This window comes from Clostridium fessum (assembly GCF_027698965.1).
In the GTDB taxonomy this organism is placed as follows: Bacteria; Bacillota; Clostridia; order Lachnospirales; family Lachnospiraceae; genus Otoolea; species Otoolea fessa.
This window is the reverse complement of sequence record NZ_JAQEQF010000001.1, coordinates 533736-551077: the sequence shown is the minus strand read 5'-3', so window position 1 is coordinate 551077 and position 17342 is coordinate 533736. Positions and strand designations below refer to the sequence as shown.

Genomic DNA, 17342 nt, shown 5'->3' with positions numbered 1-17342 from the left:
AAGATGGAGAGCAGTATTTTTAGCGGGATTGGCATCGATCCGGGGGTTATCGTGATCGTTCTGGCGATCCTGACACTCATATCATTTATTGCGTCCGTCATCTGTTTTTCGCAGTATAGGAAGTTGTATCGCAGATATGATATGTTTATGCGGGGAAAAGATGCGGAGACGCTCGAAGACACGATCATGGAACTGGTGGATGAGACCGAGTATCTGCGGGCAAAGGACGGAGATACAAAACGCCTGGTGGATTCGGTTGTCTCCAAGGCGCAGGCTGGATACCAGAAAACCGGTATTGTCAAGTACAATGCGTTTAAGGGCATGGGCGGCAATCTGAGTTTTGTCATTGCCATGCTGGATGATAACAACACGGGATTTGTGCTGAATTCTGTTCACAGCCGTGAAGGCTGTTACCTGTATCTGAAGGATGTCGTAGAGGGCAAGACCGAGGTGCTTTTAGGAAGTGAAGAGAAGGAAGCACTGGAGCGTGCGCTTGGGTATAAGTAAGGAAAATAAAGGATAGAAATGAGGCGGCTGTATGTGTTGGCAGCAGCTGCGGATTGTAGTTAGAAGGAGTCAATATGCATCGTTTTTTGCGAGCTGCCGGATTTAGTATGTATCAGAAGAAGAAGGACATCCGTGCCCTGCTTCGCTGTCTGGCGAGAGAGGCGGGAACCTCCAGCTGTCTTCAGCTTGACAGGGAGACCGAATTATATGAGATCAAGACAGAAGTTGCGCCGGGGATCGGCGTGGCGATGTATGGGGAGCTGAATGAGCAGGATGAGATGGAGATAGAGTATTATTATCCCTATATCCTGAACGAGGAGGTAACCTCGCGGGCAGAATGTTCCATTCAGCGTCATACGGAGAAGGAAACCTATGCGGGGCTTCTGGATGAGTATAAGGTAGGGCTTTCGCTGATCTTTTATCTCTTGAATCCGATCGAATACAGGGAGTGTTACCGGAAAGAGCGCGAGCGCTTACAGGTGACTTCGGTCAGCCTGGCAGGATTTGCTAATCGGGGCAAGGTGCTTCTTCCGATCAAAAAGACGGCGCTGCAGATTGAAAAAGCCAAAGTGGCGGCGAAAAACCGGGATGAACTTTTGGAAGCGGCAAAAAATGGCGACGAGGATGCGATGGAGTCCTTAACAATCGAGGATCTGGATCTCTATTCGATGGCATCGCGCCGGGCGACGAGAGAGGATATTTATTCGATCGTCGATACAACTTTTATGCCAAGCGGGATCGAGTGCGATCAGTATTCGATTTTAGGCGAGATCAAAGAGGTTATATGTAAGAAAAACCGGTTTACCGGCGAGGAAATCTATGATCTCAAGGTGGAATGCAACGATCTGTATTTCCGCGTGGGTATCAATAAGATGGACCTGCTTGGAGAACCGCTTCCGGGACGTCGGTTTAAAGGAAAAATATGGATGATGGGAACGGCTCATTTTGCGTAAATGCCTATAAAAAATCGTCGCTTCCCAAAGTGCCTACCCGTGAACAGTTACACAGAAATTACATACGGAGCAGGCAGGAAGAGAAAATAGTTGCGGAACACATGAAAATGAATTATAATAAAATGCAGTATGAAAATACGATATATGTTTCACGTGAAACATATAAATCTCTGTAGCTCAGTAGGATAGAGCGTTCGCCTCCTAAGGTAGAACCATGGCGGAACCTTTTTGAAGAAAAAGGGTAGCGTTTGAGGATCACTTAAGGAAGCGAAATCTGAAAAATCAGAAGAGATAAGAAAGAGATAATTCATCACGAAAGTGATTGAGTTCATAAAGTTGGTCGCCGTGACCGAAAAGGCTGAAAAAGCCCGAAAATACGGCATTTGTTCCCATAGTTAAATGGATATAACAAGCGCCTCCTAAGCACTAGTTGAGGGTTCGATTCCCCCTGGGAACGTGCATTTTTTGCAGCAATGATCGTAAAAGTTCATTGCTGCTTTTTCTTTTTTCCGGTGCTCGTGAGCACCGAGAGAACACTTAAACGCAGATATTGAGCACCGAAATTTCTTAACGGGCACCAATGCAATAATTCAATCCTGGTACCGAACGGAGATAACTACAGCGTAGGATAAGGATTGGGGTGTCAATGAATGTAAATATGGTTTTCTTGCCTGAACAAAACAGGCCTGACGGATCTATCCGCTCAGATTAGATTAAGAATCTATTCTGGGCGGATTTTTTCGTTACAGATATTTTAGAGGAGGATAGCTTATGGATAAAAAAACGGATGTAAGAGATCCGGATGAAAAAGTTGTTGAGATTGAAATGGAACGGTTAAGAGCATTTTCAAATCATCCATTTAAAGTGATCGGAGACAGTCAGATGATTGAGCTGCAGGACAGCATAAAAAAGTATGGTGTACTGAATCCATTGATTGTTCGTCCAAAGATTGAAGGCTACTACGAAATTATTTCTGGCCACAGAAGAAAATATGCGGCTGAGAAGCTGGGATATAAGAAAATTCCGGTAATCATTTGTATGTTGCAGGATGATGAAGCAGTAGTGATCATGGTCGATTCCAATTTGCAGAGAGAGCAAATTACACCAAGTGAAAAGGCCTATGCCTATAAGATGAAATATGATGCCATCAAAAAAAAGGCAGGCAGAAAGAATTGTAGTCAAGTTGACCACAATACAGGAAAGAGGAGTATTGACGTAATCGGAGAACTTTGTGGTGACAGTGCGAAGCAGGTGCAGCGTTATATCAAAATAACAGAATTGATACCGGCATTGTTGGATAAAGTGGATGATGGAACAATGGGATTTACCCCAGCAGTACAGTTGTCCTACTTAAAAAAGAAAGAACAGCAGGAAATAATGAATGCAATTGATTCTACCCAATGCACACCATCACTTTCACAAGCCATCCGGATGAAAAAACTGAGTGAATCCGGATGGCTGACAGAAGCAGAAATAGAAGGGATTCTTGGAGAGGTTAAGCAGAAAGAAACTGATAGGGTGATATTTAAAAATGAGCAGTTATACCGTTTCTTCCCATCAACTTATACATCAGAACAGATGCGAAGAGAGATATTAGAAATATTGAAATCATGGAGAAACAGTAACTGGATTTAAGGAAAGGAGGAACAGAATATGTGTAAGGTCATAGCAGTATCAAATCAAAAAGGTGGAGTTGGAAAGACGGTATCGTGCGTGAATTTAGGAATCGGACTGGCACAGGAAGGGAAAAAGGTTCTTCTGATAGATGCAGATCCGCAGGGCAGTCTCACAATTAGTTTAGGGTATGAGGAACCGGATGAAATGGAGTATTCTCTTGCAACGCTGATGCTAAATATTGTGAATGATGAAAAACTGAACATGGAAAAAACAATCCTTCATCATAAGGAAGGTGTGGATCTGATACCGGCCAATATAGAATTATCAGCGATTGAGGTATCTTTGGTAAACGCAATGAGCAGGGAACTGATTATGAGGTCACTTATTGAGAGATTAAGGGAATTTTATGATTTTATCATTATAGATTGTATTCAGAAGTAGTAGATACGAATGGAAGCGGACATGGTGCATTGGCAGGAGTTCTTAATGCATTAAATGCCGATGTTTTGATCTGCGGCGGAATAGGAGGAGGTGCCCAGACTGCGTTAGCGGCAGCAGGCATTAAGCTTTTTGGCGGAGTTTCAGGAGATGCAGATAAAGCAGTAGAAGCTTTTATCAATGATACACTTGATTATAATCCAGATGTTAAGTGTTCTCACCATGAGCACAGCCACGGAGAGGGACATACATGTGGTGAACATGGATGTGGAAACCATAGCTGTCATTAAGAAGAATAGAAAAAAATACAATACGAAAGGATGCGTCAAGGTAATGGGAGAATTATCGTGATACATCCTTTTGTATTATTTGATAAGATGGCAGATTACATTTTCAATAAGGCGGTTAAAAACTGTGAATGCTACATCGATCTCTACATGGATTGAGTATTTTTCTTTTCTTACTTGTAGAAAGTGATGAATGGAAGGTATAATATTGTTAATGATCCAGAGATATTTATTTTGGAAACAGCTTAATCAATTTGGAGGTATAAAATGAAAGCACATAAATATTGGTCAATCGGAGCAATAGTTACAATGGTTGGAACTTTTTATACAGGATATAAAGGGTTAAAAGCAGCACACAAATACTTTGCATTTGGCTCTCTGATATGCATGATTATGGCAGTCTATTCTGGTCATAAAATGATTTCAGGTAATAAAAGAACAAGAAAACAGGTGGAAAATACAAAAGCGGAGGAATAGTAAATGTTAGAGATAGGAACAAAAGCACCGGATTTTGAATTGCCGGATCAGAACGGAGAAGTGCATAAATTAAGTGATTATTTAGGTAAAAAAATAATTTTATATTTTTATCCAAAGGATAATACACCAGGATGTACGAAGCAGGCATGTGGCTTTTCTGAGCGTTATCCACAATTCACCGAGAAAGGTGCGGTGATCCTTGGAGTCAGTAAGGATTCTGTAGCCTCTCACAAGAAATTTGAGGAAAAATATGGATTGGCATTTACACTTTTGGCAGATCCGGAGCGTAAGGTGATCGAAGCATATGATGTCTGGAAAGAAAAGAAAAACTATGGCAAGGTTTCTATGGGTGTGGTAAGAACCACATATCTTATTGACGAGCAGGGAATCATTAGAAAGGCAAATGATAAAGTCAAGGCGGCAGATGATCCTGAAAATATGCTTAAGGAATTAAATTGATGAAGATTATATTGTCACCTGCAAAAAAGATGATTGTAGATACAGATAACATAGCACCGGTTGAACTGCCTGCCTTTATTGATAAGACAGCAGAGATATTGAGCTGGATGAAAAGCAAATCAAAAGAGGAACTGAAAGCTATCTGGAAATGTAATGACAAGATTGCAGAGCAGAACTTTCACAGATTGGAAAATATGGATCTTTATAACAGACTTACTCCGGCTGTTTTAGCATATGAAGGGATTGCATTTCAATATATGGCACCATCTGTGTTTGAAATCCAGCAGTTTGAGTATCTGCAAAATCATTTAAGAATATTATCTGCATTTTATGGGGTTCTGAAACCGATGGACGGAGTGACGCCTTATCGTCTTGAAATGCAGGCAAAAGCAGACATTGGAGATGCAAAAAATCTGTATGAGTTTTGGGAAGACTTGTTATACCGCTCTGTGATCGATGATAGCAGGATTATCATTAATTTGGCATCAAAAGAATACTCAAAATGTATAGAAAAGTACCTGACATCGAAGGACAGATATATTACGATTACATTCTGCGAAATGTCTGGAGATAAAATGGTAACAAAAGGTACATATGCCAAAATGGCTCGTGGTGAAATGGTCAGATTCATAGCGGAAAATAATATTGAAAATCCGGTGGAGATTCAGAAATTTGACAGACTCGGATATTCGTTTAGGTCTGATTTATCTTCAGATTCAGAATATGTATTTGAACGCAAAATAAAATAGTTATTCAGGTAAAAGATGCTCAGTTTAGCACCTTTTATAATAATGAGAATCATTACTATTTTTATTGACAACAGGATGATAGTGGTATATAATCCTTATTAAGAACTAATCCTAATAAGGAGGACGGATGACAAGTAGGAGAAATACCATTCAAAAAGATCTCGTAAGAAATACCGTATACGAAATGAGAAGACACGTTACGGCAATTGAAGTGTATGAATTTATAAAAGAAGCATATCCATCAATTGGAAAAGGAACTGTATATAGAAATCTTGATATATTGGTAGAGGAAGGTGCATTAAGAAAGGTTGAAGTTCCGAATGGACCGAACCGATTTGATTTTACATTGAAAAATCATTACCATGTAAGATGTATAAAGTGCGGTGAAATTTTTGATGTGGATATGGATCAAATACCGGATTTGCTGGAAAGAATTCATAACACTCATGGAATTGAATTTGTGGATTACGATATTTCATTTAAAGGCATTTGCCCGAAATGCAGGGAGAAGGTAAAGGAGGAACAGCATGGATAGGAAAGCAATGTATAAGTTGAGTTATGGACTGTTTATATTGACCGCTAAAGAAGCAGAAAAAGATAACGGATGCATCATTAATACAGCCATTCAGGCAGCTTCGGAACCAAACCAGTTAAGTATCTGTGTAAATAAGGCAAATTATACGCATGATATGATTCAAAGAACCGGAAAATTTACTGTATCAGTCTTAAGTCAGAAGGCACAATTTGAATTGTTCAAACATTTTGGCTTCCAATCAGGAAGAGATACCAATAAGTTTGAAGCATTTGAGCAGTGTGCCAGGGGCACGAATGGTATTTATTATATTACAGAAGGTACAAATGCATACATTTCTGTGACAGTTACTAAAACAGAGGACTTAGGTTCACATACGATGTTTATCGGTGAGATAACCGATATGGAAGTTTTAAGCAATGTTCCTTCAGTAACATATGATTATTATCAGAATAACATTAAGCCTAAGCCACAGGAGGTTGGAAAAACAGAGGACAGTCAGACAATATGGCGTTGCAGAATTTGCGGATATGAATATGTAGGCGAGGAATTACCGGATGACTTTATATGTCCTTTGTGCAAGCACCCGGCATCAGATTTTGAAAAAGTAGTAAAGAAAACGGAGGTAAAAGAGATGGCAGAAAACAAATATGTAGGAACACAGACAGAGAAGAATTTACAGGAGGCATTTGCGGGGGAATCACAGGCAAGAAATAAGTATACCTATTTTGCTTCTGTAGCGAAAAAGGAAGGTTACGAGCAGATGTCAGCATTGTTTTTAAAGACTGCAGATAATGAGAAAGAACATGCAAAGATGTGGTTCAAGGAATTAGCAGGAATTGGTGATACAAAGGAAAACCTGGCGGCAGCGGCAGAAGGCGAAAATTATGAGTGGACAGATATGTATGACGGCTTTGCTAAAACAGCTGAGGAAGAAGGATTCCCTGAGCTTGCAGCAAAATTCAGGGCAGTAGGTGAGATTGAGAAGCACCATGAGGAAAGATATCGTGCACTTCTTAAGAATATTGAAACTGCACAGGTATTTGAAAAGAGCGAAGTTAAGGTATGGGAATGCCGTAACTGCGGACATATTGTGGTAGGAACAAAGGCTCCTGAGGTATGTCCGGTATGTAACCATCCACAAAGCTATTTTGAAGTACATGAAGAGAATTATTAAGGAGATAAGATTATTAGCAGTCAAGAACAGTGCTTATGAAATAATAAATAAAAAGCACGCTACATATTATGGAATGGCAATGTCTGTAAAAAGAATCTGTGAAGTAATTATGAGAAATGAAAAATCAATACTTCCGGTATCGCACATAATTCATGGCGTATATGATATTGACGGAGTATCGTTAAGTATGCCAGTTATTGTAGGTGTTGATGGTATTGAGTCTAATATACCTATTAATTTAAGTGGTGAGGAAGCATTAAAGCTTAAGAAATCTGCAGATTCTTTGAAAAAGATTATAGAGACGATTGAACTATAAATTATACACATGGAAGGAGATAAAAGCATGGAAGTAAAGTATTATATATGTAAGCATTGTGGAAACATTGTTGAAAAGGTAAAGGATAAAGGTGTTCCTGTAATTTGTTGCGGAGAACCTATGCAGGAATTAAAAGCCGGTGTGACAGATGCGGCTGTTGAGAAGCACGTGCCTGTATATACAGTGGAAGGCAATTATGTTCATGTCGTGGTCGGAGAGACAAAACATCCAATGCTTGAAGAACATTTCATTGAGTGGATTACATTAAATACCAATCAGGGAATATACAGAAAACAGTTAAATCCAGGGCAGGAGCCGATAGCAGATTTTTGTCTTTGCGATGGTGAACAGGTAGAAGAAGTATATGCATATTGTAACCTGCATGGATTATGGAAATGCTAAAAGCATTTATACATATTAAGATTTAAGAACAACACAAATATAACCGTAATATAGGCTGTGTATTAATGTATTTACAAGGAGGAACAACAAATGAAATATGTATGTGATGTTTGCGGATGGGAATACGATGAGGAGAAGGGATATCCAGAAGGTGGTATTGCACCTGGTACAAAGTGGGAGGATATTCCGGAAGATTTTGAATGTCCGTTATGTTTTGTAGGCAAAGACCAGTTTTCAAAGGCTGAATAAAAATGAAAGCAGGACTAATGGATGTATGAAATGAAACCAGAATATTATAATGGAATAAATATGATAGAATTGACATAATATTGGAAAATCTTCGTGATTATACAGTAAAACACTTTACTGATGAAGAGCAGTATATGGAATCTATTAATTATAAGAAGTTATTTACACAGAAAGTTCAACATCTGAAATTTATACACAAACTTGATGAATTTATAGAACATCATAATGATGAGATAGAAGATCAAGATGAACAGATTATGGTTATATGTGTAGAGTCTGCGGATAGAGGATAGGGGAATGTGCAGCATGTTTCCGTATTACTCCCATGTTGTTACCAATTGCTATCCTTTTGCTACCATTCTACCTCTTTTTTTCAGAATTGACCTGTGCTAATATTATCATAGACAAATGAGACATGAGCTACAAACTTACATTTCATTTGTTTCTCTTTTGCAAAAGAATACGGACAAAATATAAAGCGTCTGCTCATTGCCGGAATGGTGATGAGTATGGCGCTTTTTTTGATGCCGAAAACCGGGTGATGACCTGAAAAATGAAACAGGAGGAAATAGCATGGCATATGAATATGGCCACGATTGCCCATTTGAAGCTTACATCACGAATCTCGGAAAATATAACGAAGGGGAGTTGGTAGGCGAATGGGTAAAGTTTCCTACCACATCAGAAGATCTGAAAAAAGTATTTGAACGAATTGGAATCGGTTCAAAAGATGACTTTGGTAATCCTTATGAAGAATGGTTCATAAGTGATTATGACTGTTATGTCGATGGGCTGTATGAAATGCTGGGAGAATACGAAAGTCTGGATGAACTCAATTATCTGGCTTTCTTTAAAAATAAGCCGGTCATATTTTTTTATGAAAAATAAATTTTGTTGAGGTTAAATTGAGATTGACTTTGTATTGTATAAGTATGAAATAAAAAGGAATCAGGTGCTGTACAATGAAAAAGCATAAAATATGTAAAATCCTTCTTGTTATACTGGCAATTTTTTTATGTGTGGCTTTTTATGAATTGCTCGGAATCTGCGTTGCATATAAAAAGCAGCCGGAAGTGTCCAATACAACCAAAAAAGAAACAAAAAATGGGTCATGGAACGAATGCAGTGAAAATACAGAACGGGCAGTAATCATAGAAAAGAATCCAGAAGCGCTTTTACAAAGAGTGCGTTTGATCAAGAATGCAAAAAAGGAAATTATTCTTTCTACTTTTGCATTTCAATCCGATGAAAGTGGAAAATTGATTTTAGGAGCACTGCATGATGCGGCAGACAGAGGTGTACATGTTCGTCTGTTAGTAGATGGAATGGAGAGCTGGATTGATATGGAAGGAAATCCGTATTTCTATGGATTATCTTCCCATGAGAATGTTGAAATTAAACTGTATAATAAGGCCAATCCGTTGAAACCGTGGAAAATGATGGGTAGAATGCATGATAAATATTTGATTGCAGATGGAAAGAGATATATTCTTGGGGGAAGAAATACATACAATTATTTCCTGGGTGATTTTCCGGGACATAAGAACTATGACAGAGACGTGTTAGTGGTTTGCGATGAACCTGAGAAAGAAAATTCAGTTAACCAGTTGTCAGAGTATTTTGAAACGATATGGGAACAAGAAGACAGTGGTTATTTTCATGACAATAAAAAACTGGCAAATAGAAAATCTGTAAAGAACGCAGTTTTAGAGCTGCAGAACGGCTATCAGAAATATTTTGAAGAGAATAAGGAAAGAATCTGCGATACCGATTACACGGACGAAACTTTTGAGACAGAAAAGATTGCATTAGTGTCAAATCCTATCCACACAGGTCCCAAGGAACCCGTAGTCTGGTATCAACTGGGAGAACTAATGAAAAATGCAAAAGAGCGCGTGAAAATTCATACACCATATATTATCTGCAATGATATGATGTATAATACATGGGAAGAGATTGCGGAGAGAGTTCCGGATTTTTCTATCATGACCAATTCGGTTGCCAACAATGGAAATCCGTTTGGTTCTGCTGATTATGCGAGAAACAGAAACAGAATTTTAAATACAGGAATTGATATCTGGGAGTATGAAGGCGGCTATTCTTACCACGGAAAAAGCATCCTGATTGATGATGATCTATCCGTAATCGGTTCCTTTAACATGGATATGAGAAGCACGTATCTGGATACGGAACTGATGCTTGTAATACGTAGCAAAGAGATTAATAAACAGTTGGAAGAAGGCATGATGGAATATGAAAGAGTGTCCCGACAGGTATTGGAAGATGGAACCTATCGTGATCCGTATCATGTAGAGCCAATTGAATTGACAAAGAAGCGTCAGAGAAACGTACTTTTGGTACAGCATCTGCTTGGATGGGCAAGATATCTGTTCTGATAAAGGAGGAAGAAGATCGTGTTTCAAATATTAATTGTAGAAGATGATAAAGAATTAAGCCAGCTATTCCAAAAAGTGCTTGAGAAGAATGGATATCAGGTCAAAAGTGCATCAGATGGAGCACTGGCATTAGAAATATTGGATAAAGAGTATATTGATCTGATCATTTCCGATATTATGATGCCGGTTATGGATGGTTATGAACTGGTGTCGAAACTCCGTTCAGCAGGATATCAGATACCGGTACTTATGATCACTGCGAAAGGTTCCTTTGATGATATGCGCCAGGGATTTCTTTCGGGAAGTGACGATTATATGGTAAAACCGGTAAATGTGAATGAAATGGTTTTAAGAGTCGGAGCACTGCTTCGCCGTGCACAGATACTGAATGAACACAAAATTGTGATCGGTTCAACAGAGTTTGATTATGATGCAATGACGGTTACAACTGATAAGGAAAGTCTTGTTTTGCCTAAAAAAGAATTCCTGCTTTTATATAAGCTTGCAGCTTCGCCAGGTAGAACATTTACAAAACAACAGTTGATGGATGAAGTATGGGGATACGAGACGGAGGCAGACCCACATACGATAGAGGTACATATAGGAAGAATCAGGGAGCGTTTGAAAGATAACCCGGATTTTGAAATCGTAACAATGCGTGGAATTGGATACAAGGTGGTGAAAAAATAATGGAACAAAAGAAAGAAAAAGGATTGCGGATCCGATCTTGTCTGACTGGTGCAATCTGGCTGGCACTTGTATTTTCAACAGTCATATCTGCGTTATTATTTGCTTTTTTGAATCATTTTTTTAATCTGCCTGGTAGCATACCTGTGCTTGGCTGGCTTTTGATTTTCAATACATTGATTGCAGGGCTGATCACTTCCTTTATCAATGCAAGGTTGCTGGAACCAATTACCAGACTCAGTAAAGCAATGAAGGAAGTTTCGCAGGGAGATTTTGAACAGCACTTGGAAACGAACAGCCGTATCGCAGAAGTTGGAGAATCTTACCAGAGTTTTAATGTGATGACAAAAGAGCTTCGTGCAACAGAAGTACTGCAGATGGATTTTGTCTCCAATGTTTCTCATGAGTTTAAGACCCCGATCAATGCCATTGAAGGATATACAATGCTGCTTCAGGGAGAAGAACTGTCTCCGGATCAAGAGGAATATGTAGAAAAAATCTTATTTAACACCCAAAGACTTTCTGGATTGGTTGGTAATATTTTGCTGTTATCCAAGTTAGAGAATCAGAACATACCAATGAAAAAAACAGAATATCGTTTGGATGAACAGATCCGTCAGGCATTTCTTTCCCTGGAGACAAAATGGACAGAAAAAGAAATTGGTTTTCAGGTAGAATTGGAGGAAGTTAAATATACTGGGAATGAAGGACTTTTTATGCATATCTGGATAAATCTTTTGGATAATGCGATTAAGTTCAGCCCTTCAAAGGGGACAATTACGATGTTTCTGAAACAAGAACAGGATTCTGTTAAGTTCATTCTGGAAGATGAAGGACCAGGAATAGAGGATGATGTAAAATCCAGAATATTTGACAAGTTCTATCAGGTAGATGGATCTCATAAAGCAGAAGGAAATGGCCTAGGTCTTGCACTTGTAAAACGGATTGTAGATAGTGCCGGAGGAACAATCAAAGCAGAAAACCGTGAATATGGTGGATGCAGATTTGTTGTAGAGCTTCCAATACAGAAAAATGAGGCCATATAAGTTTAAGAAAAACAGATAGAGGAGGAATTACATGACATTTTATCAGGAGTTGCAGTTAAATCAGGCAGGTTCTAAAAACCTGTTGAAAAAGAGTGAAACACTAAAAGAAAAATTATATCATATGTGGGTATATCTGGTGAAGATAGCTGTTACAATGGCATTTTGTTTTTTATTTGTTACTATTTTCAGTATCTTATTTGGAAATGAGAATAGTATTGTGGGTGTAGTAGTTTTATTATGCCTTATGGTATTTCGGAATGCGGATCTGGGGATCCACACCGGACAATCTACGATGCTTTTGGCTTTGTTTTTTGTAATTATGACTGTATGTCCGCATTTAGCAAATCAGTTTTCACCGGTATTGGGAATGCTGTTAAATATTGCGGCACTGGCTGTGTTGATTCTGTTCGGATGCCATAATCCATTCATGTTTAATCAATCTACATTGGTTCTTGGGTATCTGCTGCTATATGGTTATGATGTTACGGGAAAAAGCTATCAGGTGCGATTAGTCGGAATGGCTTTAGGTGCAGCACTTACCTGCTTCGTATTTTATCGAAATCATAAAAACAGAACTTATAAAAGAAATCTGAAAGATCTGATACAAGAATTTGATATCACTTCTTCCAGAACAAAATGGCAGATATGTCAGATTTTATGCGTACCGATTGTCCTTTGCATTGCAGAACTTTGTAATATGCCACGTGCAATGTGGGCTGGTATTGCGGCCATGTCCGCGATTTTGCCGTTTATGGAAGATATGCACTACAGAGTCCGTAAAAGAATTGTCGGAAATATTGCAGGTGTTATATGTTTTACAGTATTATATTTTCTGCTTCCTTCGTCAATCTATGCATATATAGGAATTCTTGGTGGAATCGGTGTAGGACTTTCTGCAAAATATGGCTGGCAGGCAGTATTTAACACATTTGGTGCTTTGGCCATTGCTACAGAGAGTTATGGACTAAAAGGAGCAGTTGGTCTTAGAGTGATTCAGAATGTTTTTGGCGTTGTATTTGCATTAATATTTTGTGCTGTGTTTTATTGGCTTATGTCAAAAAAAGGAAACGTGGTAACCGTAGATGCAGAATAACGTGGGATGGAAAGAAAAAGGGTTAATCCGGAAATGGTAGCTTTGCTGACGAGTCTGGCGAAGAGTATGAAGATGTAAGGGAAAATTTAAGATCTGTTGGCTTTGGGAAGAATCCTAAGGGTGACAGATCTTTTTTTATACCTGCCTATCTTCCTTCATTTTAACACAAAGGTATTCTTCGTATTTAAGAAAGTCCAGGAAAAGAAGAAGGAACAGGAAGCGGCAAAGCCTGATCCGGATGCTGATTATGTGGACGATGACGAGGACTATGGGTACGATCCGGAGTTTGAGAACGATGATGCAGATAGCTCCGTCGATGAAGATGATAATGAACCTGTGTAAACAGGATAGGCTTGATGCCTGGGGCAGCCTTCGGAGTGCCTTTACATAATTTCCACTTTCAAAAAATAAAAAATTTTATGTTTTTGAAAGCGACATCTTGCATATACTATTAGCAGACAGTATAATAAGTACAGTGAAGCGGTTTCGAGAAATGAAAAAATTTCAATTTTTGAAAGCGGGTGACGATATGAAAACAATCACGAGAGCAAAATATCTCAATAGAATCATTGAACTGAATGGTACTCCTGACATCAAGATTATCACGGGCATTCGTCGATCCGGTAAGTCCAAGCTGATGCAGGCGTATATTGAGTATCTGAAAAGCCATTTTGAAAACATCAATATTATCTTCATTGACTTCATGGATTTGGCGTATGAGGAAATCAAGGAATACCATGCCTTACACGCCTATGTGGAAGAACATTATCAGGAAGGTAAAACGAACTACCTGTTTGTAGACGAGGTTCAGATGTGTCCCAAGTTTGAGTTGGCAATCAACAGCCTGTACTCTAAGGGAAAATACGACATCTATGTAACCGGCTCCAATGCTTTCATGTTGAGTGCGGATCTGGCAACTCTGTTTACCGGACGCTATATTGAAATTCATGTGTTTCCTTTCAGCTTCCAAGAATATTGCCAGTATTATGATGATGTTAGTGATAAAGATAAGCTCTTTGATGATTACGCTATCAAGGGCGGTTTAGCAGGTTCTTACGCTTACAGAACCGAAAAAGACAGAACAAACTATATCAAAGAGGTCTACGAAACGATTGTAACAAGGGATTTGGTGCAGAAATATGCGCTCCCGGACACTTTGGTTTTACAGCGTCTGAGCGAGTTTCTTATGGATAATATCAGCAACCTGACTTCTCCTAATAAGGTCAGTCAGCTGCTGACAGCAAATGAGACTCCGACCAATCATGTAACCGTCGGCAAGTACATTAAGTATTTGTGCAATGCTTTTGTATTTTATGATATTAAGAGATACGACATCCGAGGCAAGAAATACCTTGAAAGCTCTGAAAAGTTCTATTTGTGTGACAGCGGTATTCGATATGCAATACTGGGAAGCAGAAATATGGATTACGGCAGAGTATATGAAAACATCGTTTGCATCGAACTTCTTCGCCGTGGATACGATGTCTATGTCGGTAAGCTCTATCAAAAGGAGATCGACTTTGTTGCTCAGAGAGGCAGCGAGAAGATTTATATTCAGGTCAGCGACAACATTTCCGGGCAGGAAACATTTGAGAGAGAATGCTCTTCTCTGCTTCAGATCCGAGATGCTTATCCGAAAATGATTATTGCCAGAACCAAACATCCAAAATATAGTTATGAAGGAATCGAAATCCATGATATAGCCGATTGGTTGCTACAAGAATAAGCAGGGCGAAATATCTCCGTCATTCTCTTTTGAAATGACGGAGATTACAGAAAATTGTATCAGGCTGCAAAAATCCCTCCGGAACTTTTAAATCAGATGACAAATAGCACCACGGATGACGCTATTCTTGACGCTGATGGCGCTAATCATGGCGCTGATAATATGGAAGGCAGCTTCGTTATCTATCCCTATCAAGAATATAAATCACGAGAAATGCAGATTATATAAGACACGATAGATGCGATAGGAGGAGTGAACAATGGATCAGAAAATGTTTTGTTATCAATGTCAGGAAACGGCCGGATGCAAGGGCTGTACGGTGGTCGGTGTCTGCGGTAAGCAGCCGGATGTGGCGGCAATGCAGGATTTGCTTGTGTGGGTGACGAAGGGTATCAGCGCGGTGACGACACGGCTTCGCGAGGAGGGACGTGCGGTGGCAGATGAGGTCAATCATCTGGTTACCGAAAATCTGTTTACGACGATCACGAATGCCAATTTTGATAAGGCGGCGATTGAAAAAAGAATTGAAAAGACGCTGGAAATGAAGACGGCACTGTGGGAGCAGCTGGAACGTCGGGACAATCTGCCGGAGGCGGCTGGCTGGACAGGTGAGCCGTCTGAATTTATAAAAAAAGCGTCGGAAGCGGGCGTTCTGATCGGGCAGAACGAGGATATTATTTCCCTTCGCAGCTTGATTACGTATGGCTTGAAAGGTTTGTCTGCCTATACCCGGCATGCGAACGTCCTGCTGCAGGAGGACCGGGAGGCGGATGCATTTTTACAGCGGGCGCTTGCGGCGACGCTGGATGACGGTCTGAGTGTGGATGATTTGATTCACCTGACGCTGGAAACCGGCGAATATGGTGTCCGGGGAATGGCGCTTTTGGATCGAGCAAACACCGAGACTTATGGAAATCCGGAGATTACTACGGTTGATATCGGTGTCGGAAGTAATCCGGGCATTCTTGTTTCAGGACATGATCTGCGCGATATGGAAATGCTTCTGGAGCAAACGCAGGGAACCGGCGTCGATGTATATACACACTCAGAGATGCTTCCGGCGCAGTATTATCCGGCATTTAAGAAATATCCGAATTTTAAGGGTAATTACGGCAATGCATGGTGGCGTCAGAAGGAGGAATTTGAGACGTTCAACGGACCGATCCTGATGACGACGAACTGCATCGTGCCGCCGAAGGATAGCTACAAGGATCGTCTCTACACAACCGGTGCGGCGGGATATCCGGGCTGCACGTATATCAACGGTGGAATCGGAGGAAAGAAGGATTTTTCAGTGATCATCCAGCATGCGAAGCGCTGTGAGCCGCCGACCGGGATTGAGCAGGGGCAGATTGTCGGAGGCTTCGCCCATGCACAGGTGCTGGCGCTGGCAGATAAGGTAGTGGATGCGGTCAAATCGGGAAAAATCCGAAAGTTTGTCGTCATGGCGGGGTGTGATGGGCGTGCTAAGAGCCGCATTTACTACACCGATTTTGCAAAGGCGCTGCCGGAGGACACGGTAATTCTGACGGCTGGCTGTGCGAAATACCGCTACAATAAGCTGAATCTGGGCGATATTGAAGGAATTCCGCGTGTCCTGGATGCGGGGCAGTGCAATGATTCATATTCCCTGGCGGTCATTGCGATGAAGCTGCAGGAGATTTTTGGGCTGGATGACATCAACGACCTGCCGATTATTTACAACATTGCCTGGTATGAGCAGAAGGCGGTCATTGTTCTTCTGGCGCTACTCTCACTCGGTATCAAGAATATCCATCTTGGACCGACGCTTCCGGCATTTTTAAGTCCGAACGTGGTAAATGTATTGGTGGAAAAGTTTGGAATCGCGGGAATTGACAGCGTGGAGAGCGATGTGGAATTATTTTTCGGGGAGAAGTGATAAATACAGGACGGAACTGGATAAGAGGGAATCGAACAAAGTCGGAATTTGGATCTGAAATCTGGAGATAGATTTGCAAAAAATCTGTGTTGGTTTTACAAAAAGCGGTCGGAACGATCTTGAAAATGGCAGTTAGTGAAATAGGGGGCGGTTCTCTGGCAAATGCAGGGAACTGCCTTTTTCGTGTAATAGGAAATTCCTTGGAATTCCCTATTACACAAAAAGACACTAACGTGCCAATGATGTGCATTCTTTTTTATTTATAGAAATATTGATATGGAAAATGAAAGTGTGATATGATGGGAAAGATGAATGAGTTCTAAAATATAAA

19 protein-coding genes, 1 tRNA gene and 4 pseudogenes are annotated in these 17342 nt (G+C 40.2%); all 24 read left to right on the top strand.

Annotated elements, in window-relative coordinates; translation table 11 throughout:
- Positions 1-3: 3 nt before the first annotated feature.
- The 24 genes and pseudogenes from PG862_RS02610 (at position 4) to hcp (ending at position 17011) form a co-directional block, all read left to right on the top strand.
- A complete protein-coding gene (locus tag PG862_RS02610) occupies positions 4-507 on the top strand; it encodes a DUF4446 family protein (RefSeq protein WP_107000950.1) in 504 nt (167 codons plus the stop codon).
- 74 nt (positions 508-581) lie between these two features.
- Positions 582-1460, top strand: a complete 879-nt coding sequence (locus PG862_RS02605) for a DUF3881 family protein (protein WP_022359164.1) — start codon at positions 582-584, stop codon at positions 1458-1460.
- A 385-nt stretch (positions 1461-1845) separates the two neighbouring features.
- Positions 1846-1917: transfer RNA gene (locus tag PG862_RS02600), tRNA-Arg, on the top strand.
- 314 nt (positions 1918-2231) lie between these two features.
- Positions 2232-3095, top strand: coding sequence for a ParB/RepB/Spo0J family partition protein (locus tag PG862_RS02595; protein ID WP_270706378.1), 864 nt, complete (start codon positions 2232-2234; stop codon positions 3093-3095).
- 18 nt (positions 3096-3113) lie between these two features.
- Positions 3114-3509 (top strand): annotated as a pseudogene (locus PG862_RS02590) (ParA family protein); the annotation flags it as partial.
- Positions 3503-3805 (top strand): annotated as a pseudogene (locus PG862_RS02585) (NifB/NifX family molybdenum-iron cluster-binding protein); the annotation flags it as partial. The pseudogenes PG862_RS02590 and PG862_RS02585, both read left to right, overlap by 7 nt.
- Positions 3806-4069: 264 nt before the next feature.
- On the top strand, positions 4070-4279 hold the full coding sequence (locus tag PG862_RS02580; RefSeq protein WP_015516636.1) for a DUF6219 family protein: 210 nt from the start codon (positions 4070-4072) through the stop codon (positions 4277-4279).
- A 3-nt stretch (positions 4280-4282) separates the two neighbouring features.
- A complete protein-coding gene (bcp, locus tag PG862_RS02575; RefSeq protein ID WP_118651459.1) occupies positions 4283-4738 on the top strand; it encodes a thioredoxin-dependent thiol peroxidase in 456 nt (151 codons plus the stop codon).
- Positions 4738-5487, top strand: coding sequence for a peroxide stress protein YaaA (yaaA, locus tag PG862_RS02570; protein WP_118538627.1), 750 nt, complete (start codon positions 4738-4740; stop codon positions 5485-5487). The genes bcp and yaaA overlap by 1 nt, the downstream gene beginning before the upstream one ends.
- Before the next feature lie 127 nt (positions 5488-5614).
- Entirely contained in the window at positions 5615-6022 is a 408-nt protein-coding gene (locus tag PG862_RS02565) for a Fur family transcriptional regulator (RefSeq protein ID WP_107000938.1), read from the top strand.
- A pseudogene (locus PG862_RS14455) lies at positions 6015-6467 on the top strand (flavin reductase family protein); the annotation flags it as partial. The gene PG862_RS02565 and the pseudogene PG862_RS14455, both read left to right, overlap by 8 nt.
- A gap of 57 nt (positions 6468-6524) precedes the next feature.
- Positions 6525-7196, top strand: a complete 672-nt coding sequence (rbr, locus tag PG862_RS14450) for a rubrerythrin (protein WP_333489801.1) — start codon at positions 6525-6527, stop codon at positions 7194-7196.
- On the top strand, positions 7180-7512 hold the full coding sequence (locus PG862_RS02555; RefSeq protein ID WP_366469736.1) for a Rossmann-fold NAD(P)-binding domain-containing protein: 333 nt from the start codon (positions 7180-7182) through the stop codon (positions 7510-7512). Before rbr ends, PG862_RS02555 begins: the two co-directional genes overlap by 17 nt.
- A 27-nt stretch (positions 7513-7539) precedes the next feature.
- Positions 7540-7914 (top strand): desulfoferrodoxin family protein, encoded by a 375-nt coding sequence (locus PG862_RS02550; protein WP_107000936.1) that lies wholly within the window; start codon positions 7540-7542, stop codon positions 7912-7914.
- A 90-nt stretch (positions 7915-8004) separates the two neighbouring features.
- Positions 8005-8163 (top strand): rubredoxin, encoded by a 159-nt coding sequence (locus PG862_RS02545; protein ID WP_107000935.1) that lies wholly within the window; start codon positions 8005-8007, stop codon positions 8161-8163.
- A gap of 573 nt (positions 8164-8736) precedes the next feature.
- A pseudogene (locus PG862_RS02540) lies at positions 8737-9009 on the top strand (antirestriction protein ArdA); the annotation flags it as partial.
- Positions 9010-9125: 116 nt separating this feature from the next.
- A complete protein-coding gene (locus tag PG862_RS02535) occupies positions 9126-10559 on the top strand; it encodes a phospholipase D family protein (RefSeq protein WP_270706375.1) in 1434 nt (477 codons plus the stop codon).
- A gap of 18 nt (positions 10560-10577) precedes the next feature.
- Entirely contained in the window at positions 10578-11249 is a 672-nt protein-coding gene (locus PG862_RS02530) for a response regulator transcription factor (RefSeq protein ID WP_107000933.1), read from the top strand.
- The gene (locus tag PG862_RS02525; RefSeq protein WP_270706374.1) at positions 11249-12292 is read left to right on the top strand and encodes a HAMP domain-containing sensor histidine kinase; all 1044 of its coding nucleotides are present in this window, start codon (positions 11249-11251) and stop codon (positions 12290-12292) included. The genes PG862_RS02530 and PG862_RS02525 overlap by 1 nt, the downstream gene beginning before the upstream one ends.
- Before the next feature lie 31 nt (positions 12293-12323).
- On the top strand, positions 12324-13385 hold the full coding sequence (locus PG862_RS02520) for an FUSC family protein (protein ID WP_270706372.1): 1062 nt from the start codon (positions 12324-12326) through the stop codon (positions 13383-13385).
- 120 nt (positions 13386-13505) lie between these two features.
- Positions 13506-13727 (top strand): calreticulin, encoded by a 222-nt coding sequence (locus tag PG862_RS02515; RefSeq protein ID WP_227589456.1) that lies wholly within the window; start codon positions 13506-13508, stop codon positions 13725-13727.
- A 151-nt stretch (positions 13728-13878) separates the two neighbouring features.
- Complete coding sequence (locus PG862_RS02510; RefSeq protein WP_118482277.1) at positions 13879-15111, top strand: ATP-binding protein; 1233 nt, start codon at positions 13879-13881, stop codon at positions 15109-15111.
- 54 nt (positions 15112-15165) lie between these two features.
- Positions 15166-15339, top strand: a complete 174-nt coding sequence (locus tag PG862_RS02505) for a hypothetical protein (protein WP_182426663.1) — start codon at positions 15166-15168, stop codon at positions 15337-15339.
- Between the two features lie 31 nt (positions 15340-15370).
- Positions 15371-17011: a hydroxylamine reductase gene (hcp, locus tag PG862_RS02500; protein WP_107000928.1), complete on the top strand. Its 1641-nt coding sequence runs from the start codon at positions 15371-15373 to the stop codon at positions 17009-17011.
- Positions 17012-17342 lie beyond the last annotated feature (331 nt).

What these genes read in the sequence shown, in the direction of transcription:
- PG862_RS02610 (WP_107000950.1), top strand. Translation starts at nt 4, where the DNA reads ATGGAGAGCAGTATTTTTAGCGGGATTGGCATCGATCCGGGGGTTATC.
- PG862_RS02605 (WP_022359164.1), top strand. Translation starts at nt 582, where the DNA reads ATGCATCGTTTTTTGCGAGCTGCCGGATTTAGTATGTATCAGAAGAAG.
- PG862_RS02595 (WP_270706378.1), top strand. Translation starts at nt 2,232, where the DNA reads ATGGATAAAAAAACGGATGTAAGAGATCCGGATGAAAAAGTTGTTGAG.
- PG862_RS02580 (WP_015516636.1), top strand. Translation starts at nt 4,070, where the DNA reads ATGAAAGCACATAAATATTGGTCAATCGGAGCAATAGTTACAATGGTT.
- bcp (WP_118651459.1), top strand. Translation starts at nt 4,283, where the DNA reads ATGTTAGAGATAGGAACAAAAGCACCGGATTTTGAATTGCCGGATCAG.
- yaaA (WP_118538627.1), top strand. Translation starts at nt 4,738, where the DNA reads ATGAAGATTATATTGTCACCTGCAAAAAAGATGATTGTAGATACAGAT.
- PG862_RS02565 (WP_107000938.1), top strand. Translation starts at nt 5,615, where the DNA reads ATGACAAGTAGGAGAAATACCATTCAAAAAGATCTCGTAAGAAATACC.
- PG862_RS02555 (WP_366469736.1), top strand. Translation starts at nt 7,180, where the DNA reads ATGAAGAGAATTATTAAGGAGATAAGATTATTAGCAGTCAAGAACAGT.
- PG862_RS02550 (WP_107000936.1), top strand. Translation starts at nt 7,540, where the DNA reads ATGGAAGTAAAGTATTATATATGTAAGCATTGTGGAAACATTGTTGAA.
- PG862_RS02545 (WP_107000935.1), top strand. Translation starts at nt 8,005, where the DNA reads ATGAAATATGTATGTGATGTTTGCGGATGGGAATACGATGAGGAGAAG.
- PG862_RS02535 (WP_270706375.1), top strand. Translation starts at nt 9,126, where the DNA reads ATGAAAAAGCATAAAATATGTAAAATCCTTCTTGTTATACTGGCAATT.
- PG862_RS02525 (WP_270706374.1), top strand. Translation starts at nt 11,249, where the DNA reads ATGGAACAAAAGAAAGAAAAAGGATTGCGGATCCGATCTTGTCTGACT.
- PG862_RS02520 (WP_270706372.1), top strand. Translation starts at nt 12,324, where the DNA reads ATGACATTTTATCAGGAGTTGCAGTTAAATCAGGCAGGTTCTAAAAAC.
- PG862_RS02510 (WP_118482277.1), top strand. Translation starts at nt 13,879, where the DNA reads ATGAAAAAATTTCAATTTTTGAAAGCGGGTGACGATATGAAAACAATC.
- hcp (WP_107000928.1), top strand. Translation starts at nt 15,371, where the DNA reads ATGGATCAGAAAATGTTTTGTTATCAATGTCAGGAAACGGCCGGATGC.